This is a genomic window from Staphylococcus gallinarum (assembly GCF_000875895.1).
GTDB classification, from domain to species: domain Bacteria; phylum Bacillota; class Bacilli; order Staphylococcales; family Staphylococcaceae; genus Staphylococcus; species Staphylococcus gallinarum.
This window is the reverse complement of sequence record NZ_JXCF01000007.1, coordinates 257,129-278,234: the sequence shown is the minus strand read 5'-3', so window position 1 is coordinate 278,234 and position 21,106 is coordinate 257,129. Positions and strand designations below refer to the sequence as shown.

24 protein-coding genes are annotated in these 21,106 nt (G+C 32.2%); all 24 read right to left on the bottom strand.

The features are described from left to right. Positions 1-68 precede the first annotated feature (68 nt). Positions 69-2,078 (bottom strand): DNA internalization-related competence protein ComEC/Rec2, encoded by a 2,010-nt coding sequence (locus SH09_RS05100; protein ID WP_141639729.1) that lies wholly within the window; start codon positions 2,076-2,078, stop codon positions 69-71. 208 nt (positions 2,079-2,286) lie between these two features. Further along, complete coding sequence (locus SH09_RS05095; protein ID WP_042738545.1) at positions 2,287-2,751, bottom strand: ComE operon protein 2; 465 nt, start codon at positions 2,749-2,751, stop codon at positions 2,287-2,289. A 65-nt stretch (positions 2,752-2,816) separates the two neighbouring features. After that, positions 2,817-3,497 carry a helix-hairpin-helix domain-containing protein gene (locus SH09_RS05090; protein WP_042738544.1) on the bottom strand — a complete coding sequence of 227 codons (681 nt, stop codon included), beginning with the start codon at positions 3,495-3,497 and terminating at the stop codon, positions 2,817-2,819. 48 nt (positions 3,498-3,545) lie between these two features. Beyond that, entirely contained in the window at positions 3,546-4,265 is a 720-nt protein-coding gene (locus SH09_RS05085; RefSeq protein WP_042738543.1) for a class I SAM-dependent DNA methyltransferase, read from the bottom strand. Positions 4,266-4,267: 2 nt separating this feature from the next. After that, positions 4,268-4,621, bottom strand: coding sequence for a ribosome silencing factor (rsfS, locus tag SH09_RS05080; RefSeq protein WP_042738542.1), 354 nt, complete (start codon positions 4,619-4,621; stop codon positions 4,268-4,270). Further along, the gene (yqeK, locus tag SH09_RS05075) at positions 4,622-5,206 is read right to left on the bottom strand and encodes a bis(5'-nucleosyl)-tetraphosphatase (symmetrical) YqeK (RefSeq protein WP_042738541.1); all 585 of its coding nucleotides are present in this window, start codon (positions 5,204-5,206) and stop codon (positions 4,622-4,624) included. After that, on the bottom strand, positions 5,196-5,768 hold the full coding sequence (gene nadD / locus SH09_RS05070; protein ID WP_042738540.1) for a nicotinate (nicotinamide) nucleotide adenylyltransferase: 573 nt from the start codon (positions 5,766-5,768) through the stop codon (positions 5,196-5,198). The genes yqeK and nadD overlap by 11 nt, the downstream gene beginning before the upstream one ends. Next, positions 5,768-6,058, bottom strand: coding sequence for a ribosome assembly RNA-binding protein YhbY (yhbY, locus tag SH09_RS05065; protein WP_042738539.1), 291 nt, complete (start codon positions 6,056-6,058; stop codon positions 5,768-5,770). Before yhbY ends, nadD begins: the two co-directional genes overlap by 1 nt. A gap of 13 nt (positions 6,059-6,071) precedes the next feature. After that, positions 6,072-6,872, bottom strand: coding sequence for a shikimate dehydrogenase (gene aroE, locus SH09_RS05060; RefSeq protein ID WP_042738538.1), 801 nt, complete (start codon positions 6,870-6,872; stop codon positions 6,072-6,074). 11 nt (positions 6,873-6,883) lie between these two features. After that, the gene (gene yqeH, locus SH09_RS05055) at positions 6,884-7,990 is read right to left on the bottom strand and encodes a ribosome biogenesis GTPase YqeH (protein ID WP_042738537.1); all 1,107 of its coding nucleotides are present in this window, start codon (positions 7,988-7,990) and stop codon (positions 6,884-6,886) included. After that, positions 7,991-8,518 carry a YqeG family HAD IIIA-type phosphatase gene (locus tag SH09_RS05050; protein WP_042738536.1) on the bottom strand — a complete coding sequence of 176 codons (528 nt, stop codon included), beginning with the start codon at positions 8,516-8,518 and terminating at the stop codon, positions 7,991-7,993. It abuts the gene before it with no gap. A 15-nt stretch (positions 8,519-8,533) separates the two neighbouring features. Further along, positions 8,534-9,220, bottom strand: a complete 687-nt coding sequence (gene mtnN, locus SH09_RS05045; RefSeq protein WP_042738535.1) for a 5'-methylthioadenosine/S-adenosylhomocysteine nucleosidase — start codon at positions 9,218-9,220, stop codon at positions 8,534-8,536. Between the two features lie 285 nt (positions 9,221-9,505). Beyond that, positions 9,506-9,670: a hypothetical protein gene (locus SH09_RS16565; protein WP_157946391.1), complete on the bottom strand. Its 165-nt coding sequence runs from the start codon at positions 9,668-9,670 to the stop codon at positions 9,506-9,508. Positions 9,671-9,969: 299 nt separating this feature from the next. Then, positions 9,970-11,202, bottom strand: coding sequence for an NRAMP family divalent metal transporter (locus SH09_RS05040; protein WP_042738534.1), 1,233 nt, complete (start codon positions 11,200-11,202; stop codon positions 9,970-9,972). Positions 11,203-11,207: 5 nt separating this feature from the next. Then, complete coding sequence (pxpA, locus tag SH09_RS05035; protein ID WP_042738533.1) at positions 11,208-11,966, bottom strand: 5-oxoprolinase subunit PxpA; 759 nt, start codon at positions 11,964-11,966, stop codon at positions 11,208-11,210. Beyond that, complete coding sequence (locus SH09_RS05030; protein WP_042738532.1) at positions 11,966-13,324, bottom strand: acetyl-CoA carboxylase biotin carboxylase subunit; 1,359 nt, start codon at positions 13,322-13,324, stop codon at positions 11,966-11,968. Before SH09_RS05030 ends, pxpA begins: the two co-directional genes overlap by 1 nt. Positions 13,325-13,346: 22 nt before the next feature. Then, the gene (locus tag SH09_RS05025) at positions 13,347-13,790 is read right to left on the bottom strand and encodes an acetyl-CoA carboxylase biotin carboxyl carrier protein (RefSeq protein WP_042738531.1); all 444 of its coding nucleotides are present in this window, start codon (positions 13,788-13,790) and stop codon (positions 13,347-13,349) included. Positions 13,791-13,792: 2 nt separating this feature from the next. Further along, positions 13,793-14,797 carry a 5-oxoprolinase subunit C family protein gene (locus SH09_RS05020; protein WP_042738530.1) on the bottom strand — a complete coding sequence of 335 codons (1,005 nt, stop codon included), beginning with the start codon at positions 14,795-14,797 and terminating at the stop codon, positions 13,793-13,795. Next, positions 14,787-15,521 carry a 5-oxoprolinase subunit PxpB gene (gene pxpB, locus SH09_RS05015; RefSeq protein WP_082039182.1) on the bottom strand — a complete coding sequence of 245 codons (735 nt, stop codon included), beginning with the start codon at positions 15,519-15,521 and terminating at the stop codon, positions 14,787-14,789. The genes SH09_RS05020 and pxpB overlap by 11 nt, the downstream gene beginning before the upstream one ends. 1,095 nt (positions 15,522-16,616) lie before the next feature. Beyond that, positions 16,617-17,093, bottom strand: a complete 477-nt coding sequence (gene greA, locus SH09_RS05010; RefSeq protein WP_042738529.1) for a transcription elongation factor GreA — start codon at positions 17,091-17,093, stop codon at positions 16,617-16,619. A 27-nt stretch (positions 17,094-17,120) separates the two neighbouring features. Next, the gene (gene udk, locus SH09_RS05005; RefSeq protein ID WP_042738528.1) at positions 17,121-17,744 is read right to left on the bottom strand and encodes a uridine kinase; all 624 of its coding nucleotides are present in this window, start codon (positions 17,742-17,744) and stop codon (positions 17,121-17,123) included. Then, positions 17,744-19,015 (bottom strand): peptidase U32 family protein, encoded by a 1,272-nt coding sequence (locus SH09_RS05000; RefSeq protein ID WP_042738527.1) that lies wholly within the window; start codon positions 19,013-19,015, stop codon positions 17,744-17,746. Before SH09_RS05000 ends, udk begins: the two co-directional genes overlap by 1 nt. 13 nt (positions 19,016-19,028) lie before the next feature. Continuing rightward, positions 19,029-19,952 carry a peptidase U32 family protein gene (locus SH09_RS04995; RefSeq protein WP_042738526.1) on the bottom strand — a complete coding sequence of 308 codons (924 nt, stop codon included), beginning with the start codon at positions 19,950-19,952 and terminating at the stop codon, positions 19,029-19,031. Then, entirely contained in the window at positions 19,949-20,590 is a 642-nt protein-coding gene (locus SH09_RS04990) for an O-methyltransferase (protein WP_042738525.1), read from the bottom strand. Before SH09_RS04990 ends, SH09_RS04995 begins: the two co-directional genes overlap by 4 nt. Positions 20,591-21,106 lie beyond the last annotated feature (516 nt).

The following is a 21,106-nucleotide window of genomic DNA, read 5'->3' as shown; positions in this document are numbered from 1 at the left end:
AGCTTCCTTTCTTATCCATTACACATTTCAATATTATATCATGTCAATTTTCTACTAACTAGTGATATTTATTTGATTACATCAGTATAAATTTTCAATTCATCATGTAACGTTATTGTGACATTACCTGATTCACTGGTCTGAAATAAATTTGTATGTATGGCATTCAATCTATCAACCACCTCTTTGTTAGGTAAATGATACATATTATTTTTACCTGCTGAAATCAAGCTCACTTTAGGATGTATCTTGTCAATAAAAGCAGTGGTCGAACTTGTCTTACTTCCATGATGACCTATCTTCAAAATATCGACATTTGAAATATTATAGTTTTGCAAAAATATACTTTCGTTATTTGACGTTGCATCACCCATTAGCAATATACTATGTCCATTAACGCGTATGTAAGTAATAATTGAGTGCTCATTTAAATCAACTGAATTTTCTATAATTGTATCTATCAGATTAATAGATACATCTCCAAAAAATAATTGTGGGTGTTGACGAAAATCTAAAAGCTGAATTTTATACTGATGACATTGTATTTCCAACTTCGAGAGCTGCTGACGCGTAAAACTTTTTTTATCTATAATTATATGCTTTATTTTAATTGTCTCTATCAAATAAGGTAACTCGCCCATATGGTCTAAATGTGGGTGTGTAATAATAACATAATCCAATTGGGATATTCCTCTTTTTTTAAATATTGGAAGTACTTTATATTTTGATATTTGATAATTATATTCTGAATGATCTTGATTAATATTCCCCCCTGTATCAATTAATATATTTTTATTCTTAGATGTTTCAAAAAGGATCGCATCACCTTGACCAACATCTAACATAGTTAATTGGTCTGTTTTTTGGAATGGAATAGTCGATAATATAAAACAAAGTAAAGTTAGTGTAATGATAATATATTTAAACCGTTTATTGACCAACAGTATTATAGTCATCAAAACTAGTATAATAACTATTAATTTAGTAATTTCATTTAAATCAGCTACATACCATTTGAATCGATTTAACTTATAAAATATGTCTAAAATAACATCATGGACTATAACTATTGCATTGAATACAGTGGAGATAAAATTAAATTGGAAAGGCAAATGAAGTGTTATAAATATGAGTATTATAAAGGGAAAGAAAATAAAACTATAGAAAGGAACAAAAATTAAGTTCGAAATTAAACCAATCCATTGAATTTGGTTAAAGTTAAATATACTGATGATCATCCCACCAAGTTGGGCAATGGTGGTCAAGGTGAATAGTGAAGTTAAAAAAGATAATTTTTTTAAAAGAGGGAGTGAAAATAAAATTAAAAATGAGATAAAAAATGAAAACTGAAAGCCAATATTATAAATATAAGAAGGATTGACCGTTGATAATACGATAAAAGCAAGCCCTAATATGTCCATTGAGTTGTCAATAACACGCTTAGGAAGGCTAATTACAATGATTGCTGTCAGTATTGCTCTCGTCGCACTTGGAATAAAATTTGTATAAAATAAATAGCCAGTCAAGACAACAATCAATGTAACTTTAATTAATATTATTGGTATTTTCAATCGATTTAACATAAAACTTATGACAAATATCAAAATAGCAATATGTGTACCACTAACAGCAGATAAATGATAAATACCAGTTTCCTTCAATTTCTCTAAATAATGTTCATTAATAATGGTAGTATCACCAGTAATTAATGCTAAAATACGATCTGTATTTTTAAAGTGTAATGTAGATAACCTCTGTTCTAAAAATAATTTATGGTTATCTAGCAAACTGGTCACAACATTGTTCTTTGAAGTATAACAACTTGCTAAGTCGATTTTTTTAATAAGCATATGCGCTTTATTATAAAAGTGATACTTGAATGGCTTTATTTCTGCATTAATACGACAAGTCTTGTTCACAATGCTATTTGATTTTATCGGATTTATTTCACTGTTATTAAAATATGAAAATTTAAATTCTTTGTTGTCATAGCGTAACTTACCAGTCACTTTTTTATTATCAAGTGACAAATGTCCAAGAAAAGTGACTTGGTCATGTTCTAGTTTTTTATTGGACATTTGGTAATGTTCGGCTTTGCTATGTACATAATGATTGTAAAATAAAATAAAGCTAGCAAATGGTATCAATATAAGTATAACTATTTTAAAAATGCTGAACTTCTTATTAATAGCAATAAACAATAAAATTAAAAATAGAAATACCGAGATCAACTTAACATGTAGCCATAATACGCCAACTAAATACGCTATAGCATAATATATCAAATTATGATTTATTGACTAAATATTGAGCTACATGATGCTGATTAAACGGAATTTTTTTATAAATAATACCAGATTGATCTAATAGCTTTAATGCATATTCATGGTTGTGATAGTCTTCCGCATAGTAAATAGTCTTAATTCCTGCTTGGATTATTGATTTTGTGCAATTCAAACAAGGGAAATGGGTAACATATATTGTTGCATCTTCAGTAGAAACGCCCTGCTTCGCACATTGAAGTAAAGCGTTCATTTCTGCATGTATTGTTCTAATACAATGTCCGTCTTGAATAAGACAACCTTCATCTATACAATGTACTTCTCCTGACACTGATCCATTATACCCACCTGCTATTATACGATTATCCTTTACAATTGTTGCCCCAACCGATAAACGTTCACATGTTGACCTTAATGCTAATAAATGACTTTGTGCCATAAAATATTCTTCCCATTTTATGCGATCCATGATGTTTCCTCCAATGTCGATTTTATTATAGATTTATTTCTATTATGACAGATTTCAACAAAAATCTATACGATAAAATATTCTCGTAACTTTTCAAATGTTTTTACGCCAATCCCATTTACTTTCTTTAAATCTTCAACTGTAGTAAAAGCACCATTTTCATTTCTATACTCAATAATAGCCTTAGCTTTACTTGAACCGATTCCAGGGACGTTTTGTAATTCTGATTCCGTAGCAAGATTTAAGTTTATCTTTGTATTGTCAGTTTTTGTTGACTTATTTACTTTATTTTCATTTTGTGATTTCGATAAATTAGGTTGTGAGACTTCACCTTTTTTGGGAATATAAATCAACTTTTGATCTACTAATTTTTCTGAAAGGTTAATTTGACTTAAATCAGCATCACGTTGAACACCTGCTTTTTCTAATAGTTGCTTAACCCGATCCGTGCTTTTCATTTCATATAAATCCGGTCTTTTAACAGCACCCTTTAAATCTACAAAAACAGTCGTAGTTTGTTTAGCATCAGTTGATTTGTCTTTATTTGAACTTTTAGTTTGATTGCTATGAAGATCATTTGTTGCAAAATGTTCAATGTTATCTCCTTTATGTTGAACAATATCTTGTTGATTATTAAAGTTACTCAATAATAAAAATATAATGATTACGCACAATACACAAATACAAATTAAGAAATAGCGGTTTTTTAATACAAACGATTTAATGTGTTCTATTATTGGTAGCATAAAAAATCACTCCTCAATACATTACACGTATCAAGGAGTGTTTTTACTTTATTTTTTTACAATAAAAAACAAGCGGTGCCCATTTTCATCATCTTTATTATTTATATCAAAGTCTACAAATGTTTTTATCTTAGTAAATCCAGTTTGCTTTAGCATATCAATGTATTCATTTTTAGAATAGGTTCTTTGATAATGTGATTCATTAAAGCGTTCGTATTGTCCATTCTCTTTTTTAATAAAGAATGACATATCATGCCATACGCTATGTTTTTCCTCACCTTGTACAGCTTCCCATCCTAAATAAATATCTTCTGACTCATCAATGTAACTCTGATTATTAAAAAGTGTATCCATTTTGTGAGTCGTATGAACATCAAACATTAACACGCCATCAGCCATTAAATGCTTATTCACATGTTGAAATGTAGCAATAACATCATCTTGGTCTTGTAAATAATTTAATGAATCACAAAAAATAGTAATCACGTCAAATTGTCTGTTGAAATCAAAATCTGTCATATCTCCTTCAAGCCAATTCACATGTGTTGATTTTTGTGAAGCCATCGCTAACATATCAACGCTTAAATCCATGCCCGTGACATCATTATAAGTTGATAATAGTGATGTAAAACTGCCTGTTCCACAACCAATATCTAATATAGATGCGTTATCTTTAGCATACGTTTGAACAATATCTAACCATGCATCATAGGGTTGATCTAATGTAAGTTGATCATAGAACAAACTCATTTCTTCATATTGAACCATAATTAATAAACAGCCTGTCCATATGTTTCTAACGGTGCATCTTGATATAATTTCTCAATATTGTAATAGTCTCTTTCATCTTTATGGAATACATGGATTACAACATCAGCTAAATCAATCAGAATCCATCTCGCTTCATTAAAACCTTCCATACGTTTCACTTCAATGTCTGCCTCGTTTGCCGCTTCTTTGACAGCACGTGCAATTGATTGAACTTGTCGTTCATTATTACCATGGCATATTACAAAGTAATCCGTCATATCACTAATACCTTGCATTTTCAACGAAATTATATCTTCTGCTTTTTTACTCTCAGTTGCTTCGACAGCAATGTTTAATAATTGATCTGAATTCATTTAATCATCCTTTACTCTTTCGTCACTATAATTGTAATAATTCAAGCATGCAATCGTCGCGTCAAATACATTGATATCTTTACCAATCAAATACATAACAGTGCGCTTAGATATTTCATAAATTGTTTTATCTAAGCTACCTTGATTGTATGCTAAATCACGAATTTCTTCAACGCCTGGGGTCTTACGTCCAGGTTCAATGTAATCAGCAACAAAAACAAGCTTTTCCGTTTTTGTCATTTGTGCTCTACCCGTCGTATGATATTCAATCGCACTTAATACTTCATCATCGTATACACCATATTTTTCCTTCATAATAACAGCGCATACTGGTCCGTGTAAAATTTCCGAACCGTAGCTTAATAATTTACTATCTAGATTGTATTTTGTAACGATTTGATACATTTCACCTAAATCATCATATTTTGAATAATCATGTAAAATACCTGCTAATTCTGCTTTATCTTTATCTCCGTCATATATATCCGCTAGTTTCACAGCAGTTTCTGCAACTCTCAGTGAATGCTCAAATCGCTTTTGCGGCAATTTTTCCTTTACTATGTCTATTGCTTGATCAATTTTCATATAACCCTTCCTCTCGTATATAATGTTCTACACTTGAGGGTACAAGTACTTGAATATTGTACTTGCGTTTCACATTCTCCCTAATTAATGTTGAACTTATATCTATGCGTGGAATATTAATTGCTACCATACCATCTTCAACATCCTGTGTTGATTGGCCTCTATTAACAATTACAAAAGTGATTTTGGCTTTTAGTTCATCAATCCTATACCATTTATCAAGTTGATCATACTGATCCGTGCCTATTACAAAATATAATTTTGCTGTTGGATATCGTTCCAACATTTGCAAAATCGTATCGAATGTATAGCTTTGACCTTTACGTTCTATTTCATCTAAACATATTTCACCGAAACCGAGTTCATCGATTGTACGCTTAATCATTTCAACTCGAAATTTCGCATCTAAATATTCATCTTGTACTTTTAATGGCGACATATAACTTGGTAAAAATATAAATTTATCTGGCTTTATCGCATGATTAACTTCGCTAGCTACAACCATGTGAGCTATATGAATCGGGTTAAATTGCCCACCGTAGATTACAATAGATTTTGTCATTATGGTAATTGAATTTGTTTATTGTCCGTTGATTCTTTGTATAATACAATCATTGACCCGATTACTTGTACAATTTCACTTTTAGTTGCATCACTTAAACTCTGCGCCAAATCATTTTTATCTTCAAAATTATTTTGTAACACATGTATTTTAATCAATTCTCTATTTTCAAGTGTATCCTTTATTTGAGTTACCATATTGTCACTAATTCCAGATTTTCCTATTTGGAAAGTTGGATCCACATTATGAGCTTTACTTCTTAAAAATCTTTTTTGTTTACCTGTTAACATTGTAAATTCTCCTCTATAACCTTTTTAATACTGCTTCTTTCATAACTTTAATATTAGGCATTTTTCCTGTCCAAATCTTGAAACTTTCAGCACCTTGGTAAACAAACATATCTAAACCATTATGGATTGGATTGCCATTTTCTTCTGCTTTTTCTAATATCGGTGTTTTAAATGGAATATAAACAATATCACTTACTAATGTGTGTTCTGCTAAATTATCAAGATTTATTGGAATTTCTTTGTTACTTTTCATACCCGCTGGGGTCGTATTTATAATAATGTCAAATTCAGATAATGCAGATTCCGCATCAGTCAGTGAAATTTTATTTATATCTAAATTCCAATTATCAAATCGAGACATCGTTCTATTAGCAACCGTTAGTTTTGGTTGAACATATTTAGTTAGTTCATTTGCAATTCCTTTACTCGCACCACCAGCACCAAGCATTAATATATAAGCATGCTCTAAATCGGGATACACTTGCTTTAATCCAGTTACATACCCAATTCCATCAGTGTTATAACCAATCCATTTATCATTCACTATTTTGACTGTATTAACTGCACCTACAGTTTCAGATTGACTATCAATTTCATCAAGATATGGAATGATATTTTCTTTATGTGGAATTGTAACATTAAATGCTTCTATACCCTTTTCAGTTATTATTTCTTTAATTAAATGAAATTTTTCTTGGGGTATATCAATTGCTTCATAAGATGCATCTTCATCATGTAGTGCTTCAAAATTCGCATTATGCATAGCAGGTGATAATGAATGATCTATTGGATTTCCGATAACCGCGTATTTCATAATTTACCCCCTTACATAATTGAATTTCTTAAAATAACATCAACATTCTTAGGTACACGGACAATAACCTTTGCACCTTTATCAATTGTGATAAAGCCAAGTCCAGAAATCATCACATCACGCTTTTCTTTACCCGTTTCGAGACGTACAGCTTTAATATTTTGTAAATCAAACTGCTTTGGATCATTCGGCGGTGCTAATAATGAACCAATTTGATTTTTCCATAGCTCATTTGCTTTTTCAGTCTTGGTTCTGTGTATATTTAACTCATTTGAAAAATAACAAACTAACGGACGTTTGCCACCACTTACATAGTCAATACGTGCTAAACCACCAAAGAATAACGTTTGATCTTCATTTAGTTGATAAACACGCTGCTTAATTTCATTTTTCGGCATAATCGTTTTAAGCTCTTTGTCACTCACAAAGTGTGTCATTTGATGCGCTTGAATAATACCAGGTGTATCAAACATGAACGATGTTTCATCTAATGGAATATCTATCATATCTAAAGTTGTACCAGGGAAACGTGATGTTGTTACGACATCTTTTTCTCCTACACTACGTTCAATTAATTTATTAATCAAAGTTGATTTCCCAACATTTGTCGTTCCAACGATATAAACGTCATCATTTTTACGAACACTATTGATTGATTCTAACAATTCTTCAATCCCTTCATTCTTCATCGCTGAAATAAGGACAACATCATCAGCTTCCAAGCCGTATTTTCTTGCGGTTTTTTTCAACCATTCTTTAACACGACGCTTATTAATTTGCTTTGGTAATAAATCTAATTTATTAGCTGCTAAAATAATCTTCTTATTGCCTACGATTCTTTTCAAAGCATTGATAAATGATCCTTCAAAGTCAAATACATCTACCACATTGACAATTATGCCATTTTTATCAGCTAAACCATTTAATAAATTTAAAAAGTCCTCACTGTCTAAACCCACGTCTTGTACTTCATTGTAATTTTTCAATCTAAAGCAACGTTTACATATAACATCCTCGCGAAATAGATTATGTTCTGGTACATAGCCAGGTGCGTCAGGATCTTCTGATTGTAATGGTGCACCACAACCGATACATTTTAATAATTCAGTCTCAGTCAATCAATTTTCCTCCCATGTGATATAGCCTTTTTTTCTAAAATGTTGTAATAAACGACGTTCGACAAGTCTGTTGAATTTAGTAATAAAACCATCTGTATGTTTTACCGGAACTACCATAATAGTAAATAATCCTCGACGATTTCCTCCAAAGACATCAGTCATCATTTGATCTCCAATAACAACAATTTCAGCAGGATCAAGTTGCATTGATTGTGCCGCTTGGTTAAAAGCACGACCTCTAGGTTTTCTAGCTTTAAAGATATAATCAACTTCTAATGATTTTGAAAAGCTTGCTACTCTACGTTCGTTATTATTTGATACTATTGTAATCGTCATACCAGCTTCATTAACATCTTTAAACCATTTTTTAACTGCATCTGTTGGTTCAGCTTCATCCCAACCAACAAGTGTGTTATCTAAATCAGTAATGATACCTTTCATACCTGAGTCAGCAAGTTTTTGTATATCTATTTGGAATATTGATTGTACATATTCATTCGGCATAAAATATTTTTTTATCATACCCATTTTCTTTTCACCTTTTTATATAGATTTAATTAAACGTTCGACAATTTCACTTGATGAAATTGCTGCTTTTTCTAAAAATGCATCAAAAGTAATACCTGCATCTCCATCAGCTAAATCAGAAATCGCTCGCGTGATAATAAATGGTAAATTAAACTGGTAACATGTTTGTGCTATTGCAGTCGCTTCCATTTCTGCAGCCAATGCATCTTTAAAGTTCTCCTTAATAGTCGCACGTTGTTCAAATGTACCAATAAAACTATCACCACTGACAATAAGTCCAATCTTGGCAGTTAATTGCTGTTCTTTAATAGCCTCAGTTGCCTTCTGTAATAAATTACTATCACTATCGAAACTTGCTGGCATTTGTGGAATTTGTCCCAATTCATATCCAAATGCTCTAGCATCTGCATCATGATACATTACACGATCACTTACAACGACATCTCCAACATTTAACGCTTTGTCTAATGCACCTGCAGAACCAGTATTAATGATTAAATCGGGTTTAAACTGTTCGATTAATAACGTTGTAGAAATCGCAACATTAACTTTACCAATTCCACTTTGCGTTAAAACGATATCTTTACCTTCTAATTGTCCTTTATAAAAAATAACATGCGCTATTTTTATTTCTTCTAATGCATTAATTTTATTTTTTAAGATTGCTACTTCCTCTTCCATAGCACCTATGATACCTATCATTATAATTCACCTCATCTTAAAATCCTAGCCTTTGCTATTCTACCATATTTATATTCATAGCTCGATCTTAGATACAATATTTCCGCTGATTTCATGCAATTTCAGTCACATTCATCTCCATACAGTATTAATATAATCGAATTTATTTTTTACAGTAAAAAACAGATAAAAACAATTTTTTATCTGCCTCGAAAAATTTATTAATTTAAAAAGTATAGACCATCTTTGCAAACTGGTCAAATATTCATTCAAATTACATTACTTAACATTAAAAGTTCCCTAACATTAGTAGTATCTTCGAGGAAACTCATAAGACATTCTCGGTGTTTCATATACACTGTGCCATGTCATTCGTAATAATGGCATCACACTTGCCATTGCCATACAAACTAATGATATGAGTACAATACCAATAATAAGTACAATTACAAAATCTATAATTCTTTCCATCTCAAACATCCCTTACTATTGAAAACATAGCTATAAAATATAATACATTCTATTTTAGCAATACATTTTATAATATACTACATTAAATAAAATAGTTAAATGTTTGAGCTAATTATAAATGTAATTAAACAGTCGATTTTTTGCACAATCTAAATTTTCAATAATAAAAAAACTGTCAACATAGGTTTTATGTCGACAGTCTATAAGTTCTAAATTTAAATCTTATTTCAAAATAATAGTATCACGAGTGTATCACGGGGACATTTTTGAACAACATTAACTAATGCACTATAGAAATCTTAAGATCCCCATAATTCTGTTAAACCTTGCAGTGAGAACACCCCTGTTACAATCGTAACAATGACTGCAATAATACCAAATACGAGCATCCAAGTTGGGTGTTTATAGTCACCAACGATAGATTTACGTTTACTTGCGATTAGGATTGTTCCTAATGTTATTGGTAAGATTAAACCATTTAACGCACCTGCTACAATTAATAATGTAACGGGCTTACCTAAGAACAAGAATACGAGTGTAGATACAACTATAAACGTGATAACAATAATATTTGTTTTATTATTTACAGATTTGTGTAAAGTTTTCAAGAATGTTGCACTTGTATAAGCAGAGCCAATCACTGATGACATAGCGGCAGCAAATAATACAATACCGAATATGTTTCTACCAATCGGACCTAACACATGTTCAAATACTGATGCTGGTGGGTTCTCAGAGTTTAAAGTTACACCTGTTACCACAACACCTAATACCGCTAAGAATAATAGTGTTCTTAATACACCAGTTGTTAAAATCCCTGCTACTGCAGCTTTATTAACAAACGGCAAAAATGATTTTCCTTCTACACCTGAATCTAAGATTCTGTGTGCACCAGCAAAGGTAATGTATCCACCTACAGTACCACCAACTAAGGTAATAATTGGTAACACTAATGCAAGTGGTTGCTCTGGCATTACCATATGTGTTGCTGCTTCTAAATATGGTGGGTTTGCTTTAAACATAACAAACGCTACTACAGCAATCATTAATACACCTAAGAACATTGTTACAACATCCATTATTTTTTGTCCACTTTTACTAATGAAAATCGCAATTGATAGTACTGCTGTGATTGCCGCACCAATTTTAACGTCTATTCCAAAAATTGCATTTAATCCTAAACCAGCTCCAGCAATATTCCCAATATTAAAGGCAAGTCCTCCAATACCAATTAATATTGAAATGAAAGTGCCAAGGCCTCCTAAAATTTCGTTGGCAACTTCTTGACCACGTTTTCCAGTAACAACTAATATTCTCCAAATATTAATTTGAGCACCAATATCAATTAGTATTGATAATAAAATGGCGAATGCAAAACTTGCAGTGAATTGTGCTGTAAAAACTGCAGTTTGAGTTAAGAAAGCGGGCCCTATTGCAGATGTCGCCATTAAAAATACGGATCCTAACAGTAACCTTTTATGATTTTTTGTGAAACTTTCCTCTGTTGCTTTCGGCTTTAATTTATCTCCCATTTTGTTTATCCCCCTATTTTGGTAATAGAAATACCTTCTTTCGTTAAACGCTCTCTGATTTGAGATACGAATTCCAATGCATGTGCGCCATCCCCATGGACACAAATTGTATCTGCTTGTATGTCTATTTCATTTTTGTTCTTTGTAATTACTTTTTGCTCAGTTACCATTCTCAATACTTGATTGATAGCCTCTTCAGTATCTGTTATCAATGCGTCATTATCTTTCCTACTTACTAACTGACCATCATCTTCATAACGTCTGTCAGCAAATACTTCAGAAGCCGTTTTCAATCCAACTGCTTGTGCTTCTGAAATCAATAAAGTATTGGACAAACCTACATAAATCAATGTTTTATCAAAGTCATACACTGCTTGGGCAATCGCATTAGCAATTTCTTTGTTTCTAGCACCCATTTGATATAATGCGCCATGTGGTTTAACATGATTTAATTGCACATCATGAATTTTACAGAACCCATTTAATGCACCAAGTTGATACACTACGACGTCATAAACTTCATCTGGTGTTAAATCCATATTTCTTCTGCCAAAGCCTTGTAAGTCAGGTAAACCTGGATGAGCACCTATACCAATATGATTTGCTTTAGCTAGTTTAATCGTTTCATTCATTACGTGTTGATCACCTGCATGAAATCCACAAGCGATGTTAGCAGAAGTAATTAACGGTATAATATCTGTATCTCCACCGAATGAGTAATTACCAAATGCCTCTCCTAAATCACAATTTAAGTCGATTTGCATTATGATTCCCCCTTGATAATTTGATGTCTATCTAAGAATTTTATATCAACATCTCTTGCATCACCTTCAGCATATAACGGATATGAAAGAACTCCATATAAAAAGTCAGCTGTAGTTGTAAATCCATCAATAACCATTTCATCTAATGTTACTTTCAATTTATGAATTGCTAAGTCACGATTGTCAGCCTTTACAATTACCTTCGCGACCAATGAATCATAATTTGGTGACACAGTATAGCCTGGGTATAACAGACTATCTACTCTTACGTTAAACCCTTGTGGTAAATGTAATGCATTTACTTTACCTGGTGAAGGTTGGAATTGCTTTTCTGGGTTCTCTGCATTAATACGCGCTTCAATAACGTGCCCATCAAATTGCACTTCAGACTGATTAAATGGCAACTCATTATGTTGCATCAGGTAAAGTTGTGCTTGCAACAAGTCTCTATTTGCACGCATTTCTGTAACGGTATGTTCTACTTGAATACGTGCGTTCATTTCAATGAAATAATAACTATCTTCGGTCACTAAAAATTCTATTGTTCCCGCACTACGATAGTTTGATGCTTTGGCAACTTTTACTGCATCGTTACAGATTGCAGTTCTTTTTTCTTCAGTTAATGCTGCACAAGGCGATTCTTCAATTAACTTTTGATTTTTTCGCTGAACAGAACAATCGCGTTCTCCTAGATGTATATAGTTAAATTGACCATCACCTAGCACTTGTACTTCAACATGTTTCGCAACAGGTATAAATGCCTCTACATAGATACGATCGTCATCAAAGTATTTTTTTCCTTCACTTTTAGCTTCTTTAAACAGTTTTGGTAGTTCAGATGCTTCTTTTACTATGCGAATACCTTTACCACCACCACCACTCGCTGCCTTAAGCACAAGTGGATAACCAATTTCTTCAGCTATATGTTTTACTTCTTCAACAGTTTTCACATCATCTGTTGAACCAGGAATGATAGGTACTCCAGCTTGATCAACGGTTTGTCTTGCGGTGATTTTATCACCCATTAATTCCATTGTTTTATATGTTGGTCCGATAAAATAGATATCATTTTCTTCAACTTTTTTAGCGAAAGACGGACTTTCTGATAAAAATCCATAACCTGGATGAATTGCATTTGCGCCGGTTATTTCTGCAGCGCTAATAATTCGATCTTGATTTAAATAACTATCTAACGGATTTGCTTCTCCAATACAAATTGCTTGATCAGCTAAGCTGACATGTAGACTGGATTCATCCCCTTTGGCATAAATAGCAACTGTCTCGATTCCTAATTCTCTACATGCACGGATGATGCGTACAGCAATTTCACCTCTGTTTGCAATTAAACAACGATACAATGCAAACGCCCCTTTCAGAAATTTATTTTACTTTGATAATGGCTTGATCATATTCGACATTAGTTCCGTGTGATACTAGAATTTCATCAACCACACCTTCTACATCGCTAGTCACTTCATTTAGGACTTTCATTGCTTCAATATAACCAATTGTATCGCCTTTCTTGATTTTATCTCCTACATTGACTAAAGGGTTTGTAAGTTCTTTTTCATCTTGTAAGAAAAATGTACCGACCATCGGTGCTTTCACATAGTCAACGCTTTCATCTGATGCTGCTTGCTGTTGATTTGTACTTTGTTGTGAATCTGAATTCTGCGGTTGAGTGGCCGCATTTCCCACACTTTGATTAATCTGATTGTCTGTAAAATCAAATTCAATTTCTTGCTCATAATCTTTATATTTAAATTTCTTCATGTCATTATCTTTAACAAGTTTTATTAATTGCTCTATTTTTTCAAAATTCATCATTATTCCCCTTTTAATAAATTTTTAATTCTTGAAGCTGTAGGTCTTAATTGCTTCAAATCATATATTGGTTTTTGCTCTATGTTTGTTAACTCTTGAAGAAATTTATGTTCTTTCTCTTTTAATTGTTCAGTTGCTTGTTCAACAGATATCCATTCAAATTGAATTTCAGATCCAGGTTGTTTTTGTGCAAGAACTTGTAAATCCATGGCACAAACTGTTGCAATTTTTGTATATCCACCTACTGTTTGTTTATCATTAAGTAAAATAATTGGATTACCATCATTTGGCACTTGGATACTTCCCAGTGCTACAGGTTCAGAAATAATATCGGCCGACGCTATTGGTGGAATACTATCACCTTGTAGTCTATAACCCATACGATCTGATTGCTCTGATATTTTAAATACAGATGATGTAAGCGCATTTATTGATGTTTCTGAAAATGCATCGATCTGAGGCCCTTCAACGATATGGATAATCTGTTGGTCGAATATCTCTTCATTGTAATTTGCACTTAGACCAATGCGCGTTGTATAATTCTTCACTTTTTCTGTTGTTAATACGTCATCTTTTTTTAACGTTCTACCTTGATAACCACCAATTTGACTTCTTGTGTGTGTCGAATAGCTACCTGCGATTTTAGGTAATTGTAATGGATTAGCAAAATTTAAATAGCCTCGAGCACCTTTCGTTACTTGACCGATTTCTAAAACATCACCTTTTTTCACGTTAATGACTGTATTCTGATCAATATTGTCGCTATTTAAGGTAACGTTAAAACGGGCTCCCGTCATAACAATAGCATTATCTGCTAAAAATTCTATGGTAGGTCCAATTACTGTATATTCAATTGCTGGTCCTTCATGGTTCAATAACGCTTGACCTAATCGAAGTGCATTATCATCTAATGCACCCGCAGACGAAAATCCTTGATCCTGATAACCTACTCGACCTTTATCTTGGACGGTACTAAATAATCCTGGTTTTAATATTTTAATGCTCATAATCAAACTTCACCCACTTTTCAATATTAAAATCATCTTGTGTTTGTTCCTGTTCAATTTGTTGATAAGTGTCTTTATCAATTGAATAAAATTGAATCGAATCTCCTGCTTCATACAAACACATCGGTTCACGATTAATATCAAATACATTGATAGGTGTTCGACCAATAATTTGCCAACCTCCAGGTGATTGCTTCGGATATAATCCAGTCTGATTATTTGCGATACCTACCGAACCAGCTTCTATCTTTGTCCTTGGCTCTTTGCGTCTAGGTGTATGCAATTTAGCATCTAAGCCTCCTAAAAATGGGAACCCTGGCATGAAACCTAGCATATAAATTAAATATTTATTGCTGCTATGTATTTTGACAACCTCTTCTGTTGTTAAATCATTGTAAGTTGCAACTTCTTCAATATCCTGACCATATTCCCCTCCATATAGTACAGGTAAATGAATCGTCTTATTTCTTAATTGTTTCTCATTTATTGAACTTATATCCAATTGTTCCAAATCCAAGTCATTTAATACTTCGTTCAACGTTGAAATATTAGTATCAACATATAACATAATTGCTCTATAAGAAGGTATTATCTCAGTTATCGACTGAAGTTGTTTATCCTTAATATATTGAGACACATGTTGTACCTTTGCGAACGTTTTAGGATCAATTTGATTTTCAAAGTAAATCATAATTGTTTGCTCGTTAATTAATTTAAATTCCAAAAACATTCTCCCCTTTATGTTATTAACAATTCGTTTTTGTAAAATATTTAATTGTACGCTTAACATTTTAATTATATCATCAATTTAAGTTATATGTTTAATTACAAAAAATTATAATTGTTAATAACCTATCCTAATCATATAACTTAAACCTGTAATAATCTTTACTTTTAGAAAATTTAGAAAATAAAGTTTATTATTAGTAATAATTTACCAAATCGCACAGCTGTCGTATAGATATTTCTTGCCAAAGTGTAAAATCCCACCTTAAATAACCTATTCATATTTACTAAAATTCAATTTTGTAATTTATAGCACTTTAGTCATATGAGAATACTTCAATATGTAACTAAAAATATAATTGTTTTTTAGTCATGTCATCATGCTCAATTGAGTTCACTTTAAAAGGATTAATTGTTCTATAAACAGGAGTTTGTTTTTGTGCTAACCATTATCATTCGAATGCGATCAGTTAAAGCACTTTCGATTTTGCATCTGGAGAAAATCGCTTGGATTTATATATATGTAAAAGAGATGATTTTTAACATCATTTTAGGATAATAAGAAAAAACACCATAGGAATAGTTCACTTCGTCGACTTCACTGTCTGAAATAATTTCTACTAAATGCTCTTTACAATGTGTGCGCTATCGTTTTTAATGATAAGCCTTTCTGTTTCCATAGGTGAGAGAATTGAGACATATTCTAATTTTTATACATAAGACACCTCGTCAATTTAGTTTAGTGGAATGTATTTAATTATAAGTATATGTCTTACTTTTTTAGTAATAACATTTTAGAACTTCATATTGTTTGCGAATGACTGTGAGCGTAGTATACGTGTCGAGACCAATTTCGATCGAGCACCTTGGTAAGTGAGCAATAAAATTACAGATTATTGAAATAAATAATAAGCCCATCAAAGATTTTAGACCTTTGATGGGCTTAATGCTACGTATTTAAGTTCCAGATTCATTATAAACATGTTAGAGTCGTTCTTGTTCTGAAACTATATGTTATACAATCAAATAGTGACCGGTTATGCTCATACTTTTATCAACATAAGTAATAGTTTAGACAGTATTTTGATTATAATTATTTGATATTGACAATCTTAACGTTAATTTCTCCACCATTTGGTAATGGTACACGTACTTCGTCTTCTAATTTTTTACCAATTAAACTTTTAGCCATTGGTGATTCATTAGAGATTTTACCTTTAAATGCATCTGCCTCTGCAGATCCAACGATTTGATAACTTTCTTCTTCATCACCTGGTAATTCAATAAATGTAACTGTTTTACCAAGTTGTACTTGATTATTGTCACCAGTATCTTCGATGATTAACGCATTTCTTAACATATGTTCAACACGTTGGATATCTTGTTCGATAAATCCTTGCTCGTCTTTCGCAGCATCATACTCAGAGTTCTCAGATAAATCACCGAAAGAACGCGCTACTTTAATTTTTTCAACGACTTCAGGACGTTTTACTGTTTTTAATTCTTCAAGTTCACGTTCTAATTTCTCAAATCCTTCTTGAGTCATTGGATATTGTTTTTGATTTTCCATAGTGTCATCTTCCTTTACATATACATACTATTGTTTACTTACTAATGTTTGAATCTTTGTTGTCATTATATCGATAGCTACTTTATTACTTCCACCTTCTGGAATAATAATATCTGCATATCTCTTTGTCGGTTCAATAAATTGATTATGCATTGGTCGAACCACATTTAAATATTGATTAATTACAGACTCCATCGTACGACCTCTTTCTTCTGTATCACGTAAAAGTCTTCTTAAAATACGTAAGTCTGCATCTGTATCGACATAAATCTTAACATCCATTAAGTCTCTTAATGTTTTATTTTCCAATGCAAAGATACCTTCTACGATAATAACATCTTTTGGCTCAAATGCAATCGTTTCATCACTTCTCGTATGATTTGTGTAATCATACGTAGGTACTTCAATTTGTTTACCATTACGCAAGTCATTTAAATTTTCTATTAGCAAATCGTTATCGAAAGCAAATGGATGGTCGTAATTTGTTTCCAAACGTTCTTCAAATGTTAAATGCGATTGGTCTTTATAGTAATAGTCTTGCGCTAATAATGCAACACTATGACCTTCTAAATTTTTCATAATTTCATTTGTTACAGATGTTTTACCTGAACCTGAGCCACCAGCAATACCAATAATTGTCGTACTTTTCATTATCCAATTTCCTTTCTCATCATGTTGTTCGGATAAATTGGATGATCTACTTTAATTTGCACGATTTGCAATGGATGACGTGCAGCATCAAGTTCATTACCCTCTTCATCGTATATCTTATCAACAACTTGTCTAAATGTTTCGATTTCTGGACCAAAGAATTCAATTTCTTGGCCCGGTTTAAAATTATTGCGTTGTTGAACCGTAGCAATATGTGTTGTTTCATCATAATCTAATACTAAACCACAAAAATCAAATGGCGATTTCTTTGAACCTTGTTCACCAAACATTTGTTCTTCAAAGCCAGGTGTCCCTTCAATAAAGGCTGAAGCAGTGTCTCTATTTGCACATTTATCTAATTCAATTAACCATTCAGGTTTAATTTTAAAGTTTTGTGGATCTGCGGCATATGCGTCAATAACCTTTCTATATACTGACACAACTGTCGCAATATAATGAATTGATTTCATTCTACCTTCAATTTTTAAAGAGTCAACACCAATATCCATCATATTAGGTATAGATTCAATTAACTTTAAATCTTTAGGACTCATAGCAAATGGTGTAACTTCACCCTCACCGTCATAGTAAAGATCTAATTCTCCATCTTCATCGACCTCTAACAAGTCATAATCCCAACGACAACTTTGACAACAACCACCACGGTTCGAATCACGTGCTGTCATATGGTTACTTAATGTACAACGACCTGAATAAGCTATACACATTGCACCATGTATAAATGACTCAATTTCAATGTCAACTTTGTCTTTCATTTCTTGCATTTCCATGGCACCTGTTTCACGAGCCAACACAACACGGTCCAATCCTTCTTCTTTCCAAAATTCAACCGCTTTATAGTTCGAAAGTGATTGTTGTGTCGATAAATGAATTTCTAATTTTGGAGCAACGCGTTTACACGTTTCAATAATTAATGGATCTGCCACGATAATACCAGTTGCACCTGTTTTTTCAAGTGCTCTGAGGTATTCATCTAACCCCTCAATATTTTCATCATGTGCAATGATATTTGTTGTAACATAGATTTTTGCTCCATAACGATTCGCGAATTCAACACCCTCTTTGATTTCTTCCATCGTAAAGTTATCAGCATTTGATCTCAAGCCATATTCTTGTCCACCAAGAAACACCGCATCCGCACCATAATGAACCGCAATTTTTAACTTTTCTAAATTTCCAGCCGGGGCAAGAAGTTCAGGCTTTTTTATTTTAGGTAGTTGTTGTGCATTTTCTTTTTCTAAAACTTTCATTCTTAAGCCCTCCTTAGTAAACCGTTTGTTTAAATAAGAATCCTTCGTCAAATGGACGATGTTCCGGTTGAATTGCCTCAATAGGATCAACTAGCATAAACTTCTCATCTTCATATGCCTCAGGATCTTCATGATATAAATCGATTGCTTCTCTATATTGTTCAGTACACACGTTAATATATGCTTCAGTTTGTAAAACACCATCAATTTTCAACGAGTCTATTCCTGCTGCTAACAGTGAATCTAATTCTTCAATCAAGCAAATATCATTTGGCGACATAATATGTGTACCATTGTAATCTTCATATACAGGATATTTGTTATCTCGTTCTTCATCATATAATAAGAGTTCATTCGCCTCTTTATTTCTCTGAATTTTCATTTGACGCTCTTGAAATGTATAATAATTGCCTAATAACATACGTTTAGATTGGAACATACACGTCATACCATGAACTTGTACTTCAACCTCAACGTTAGTATTTGCTTTAATATTTAAAATTTCTTCTAAGCTTAATTCTCTCGCAAGCTGTGCACGTTTAGCACCCTTTTGTCCCCAATAATTACATTGGAAATGGTTCGTTACAAGTGCTTCTGCGTCCCAGTTTAGCGGAATCGGATTCTGTTGCGCTTTAACATACATAACTACTGCTGGATCACCAAAGATAATTCTATCAACTTGAATTTCATGTAAAAATGCTATGTATGATTCTAATGCGTTTAAGTGGTAATTGTGAAAGATACCATTTACTGCGGCATATGCTTTTTTTCCATGTTTATGGATTAACTTTACAGCTTCTTCCATATCTGCTCTATTAAATTCACCTGCAAGTCTTAATCCAAATTTCTGTTCACCAATAACAAAGGCATCTGCACCCTTATCAATTAGCGTACTTATATGTGTTACAGATTTTGGAGTAACTAATAATTCAGTCATTTTGAAGCTCCTTTAATTGATATTGCTAAACCATCATCGATATTTAAAAAGTTTGTAGTGTAATTTTCATTATTCATCAACCATTCATTGTAAGACTGGACTTTCTTAACCATTTGACGTACATTGCGATTTCTAACTATGTCAATATCTGCAACGAAACCATGATATAACACATTATCTGTTATCACCATACCGCCTTCTTTTAGTAATGGTGTATAAAGTTCGAAGAATTTTTGTGATTGAGCTTTAGCTGCATCGATAAAAATCATATCGTAAACTCTATCATTTACCTGTTCAAATTGTTCCAATGCATTACCCACAATTTGTCTTATTTGCGTATTAAAACCAAATGTCGTTCTGTTGTTCTTTGCTTGTGTCAACATAGCTTCATCTCGTTCTATTGTTGTAACATGAATATCAGATGAGACTGATGCAAATTGCATTGAGCTATAACCAATTGCTGTGCCAATTTCCAATATCTGTTGTGGTTGATGTATTCTAATTAATTGTTTGATCATATCTAATGTTAAACGATCAACGATTGGAACATTATTCTGTTCAGCATAAGATCTTAATGATTCTATTCTTGAATCAGTTTGTTTGTGTAATTCTAATAAATACAACTGATTTTTATCCATTGTAATAACTTCCTTTATGGCAAAATGATTCCCTTTAATTCTCAATAAAATAAATCAGTCCTATAAACTGATTGATTACTTTAAGACATCAAAATTAACATGTTTGTTTTTAATAACAATTAAACTGATTTTCATCATTTAATATTCAATTACAATCATGCATATATCATTTCCCACTTAAATTTAACTTTATATATTTTACCATAAAGTAACGAATATTATAAGTGTAAATTGTTTGAATGAATGTTGATTAACTGACTTTTAATAGATTATTTGTGTTACCACTTTGAGTTAATGCAAACCTTGTTTTTCATCTTGCGTTTTAAAGTTCTTGAAAAATAAACAATTAAACTATATTAGTTATATTTTGACATAACATAACCGCCTTAATCTAAATGCTTCCCCCCCAATGTTACACTTAACAACCAGTTATAGGAAAATGTATAACACATTATGTTTCTACAATTAAAAAGAGAGTCAACCCAATTAAGGATTGACTCGCTTGCTTTCGAGAGT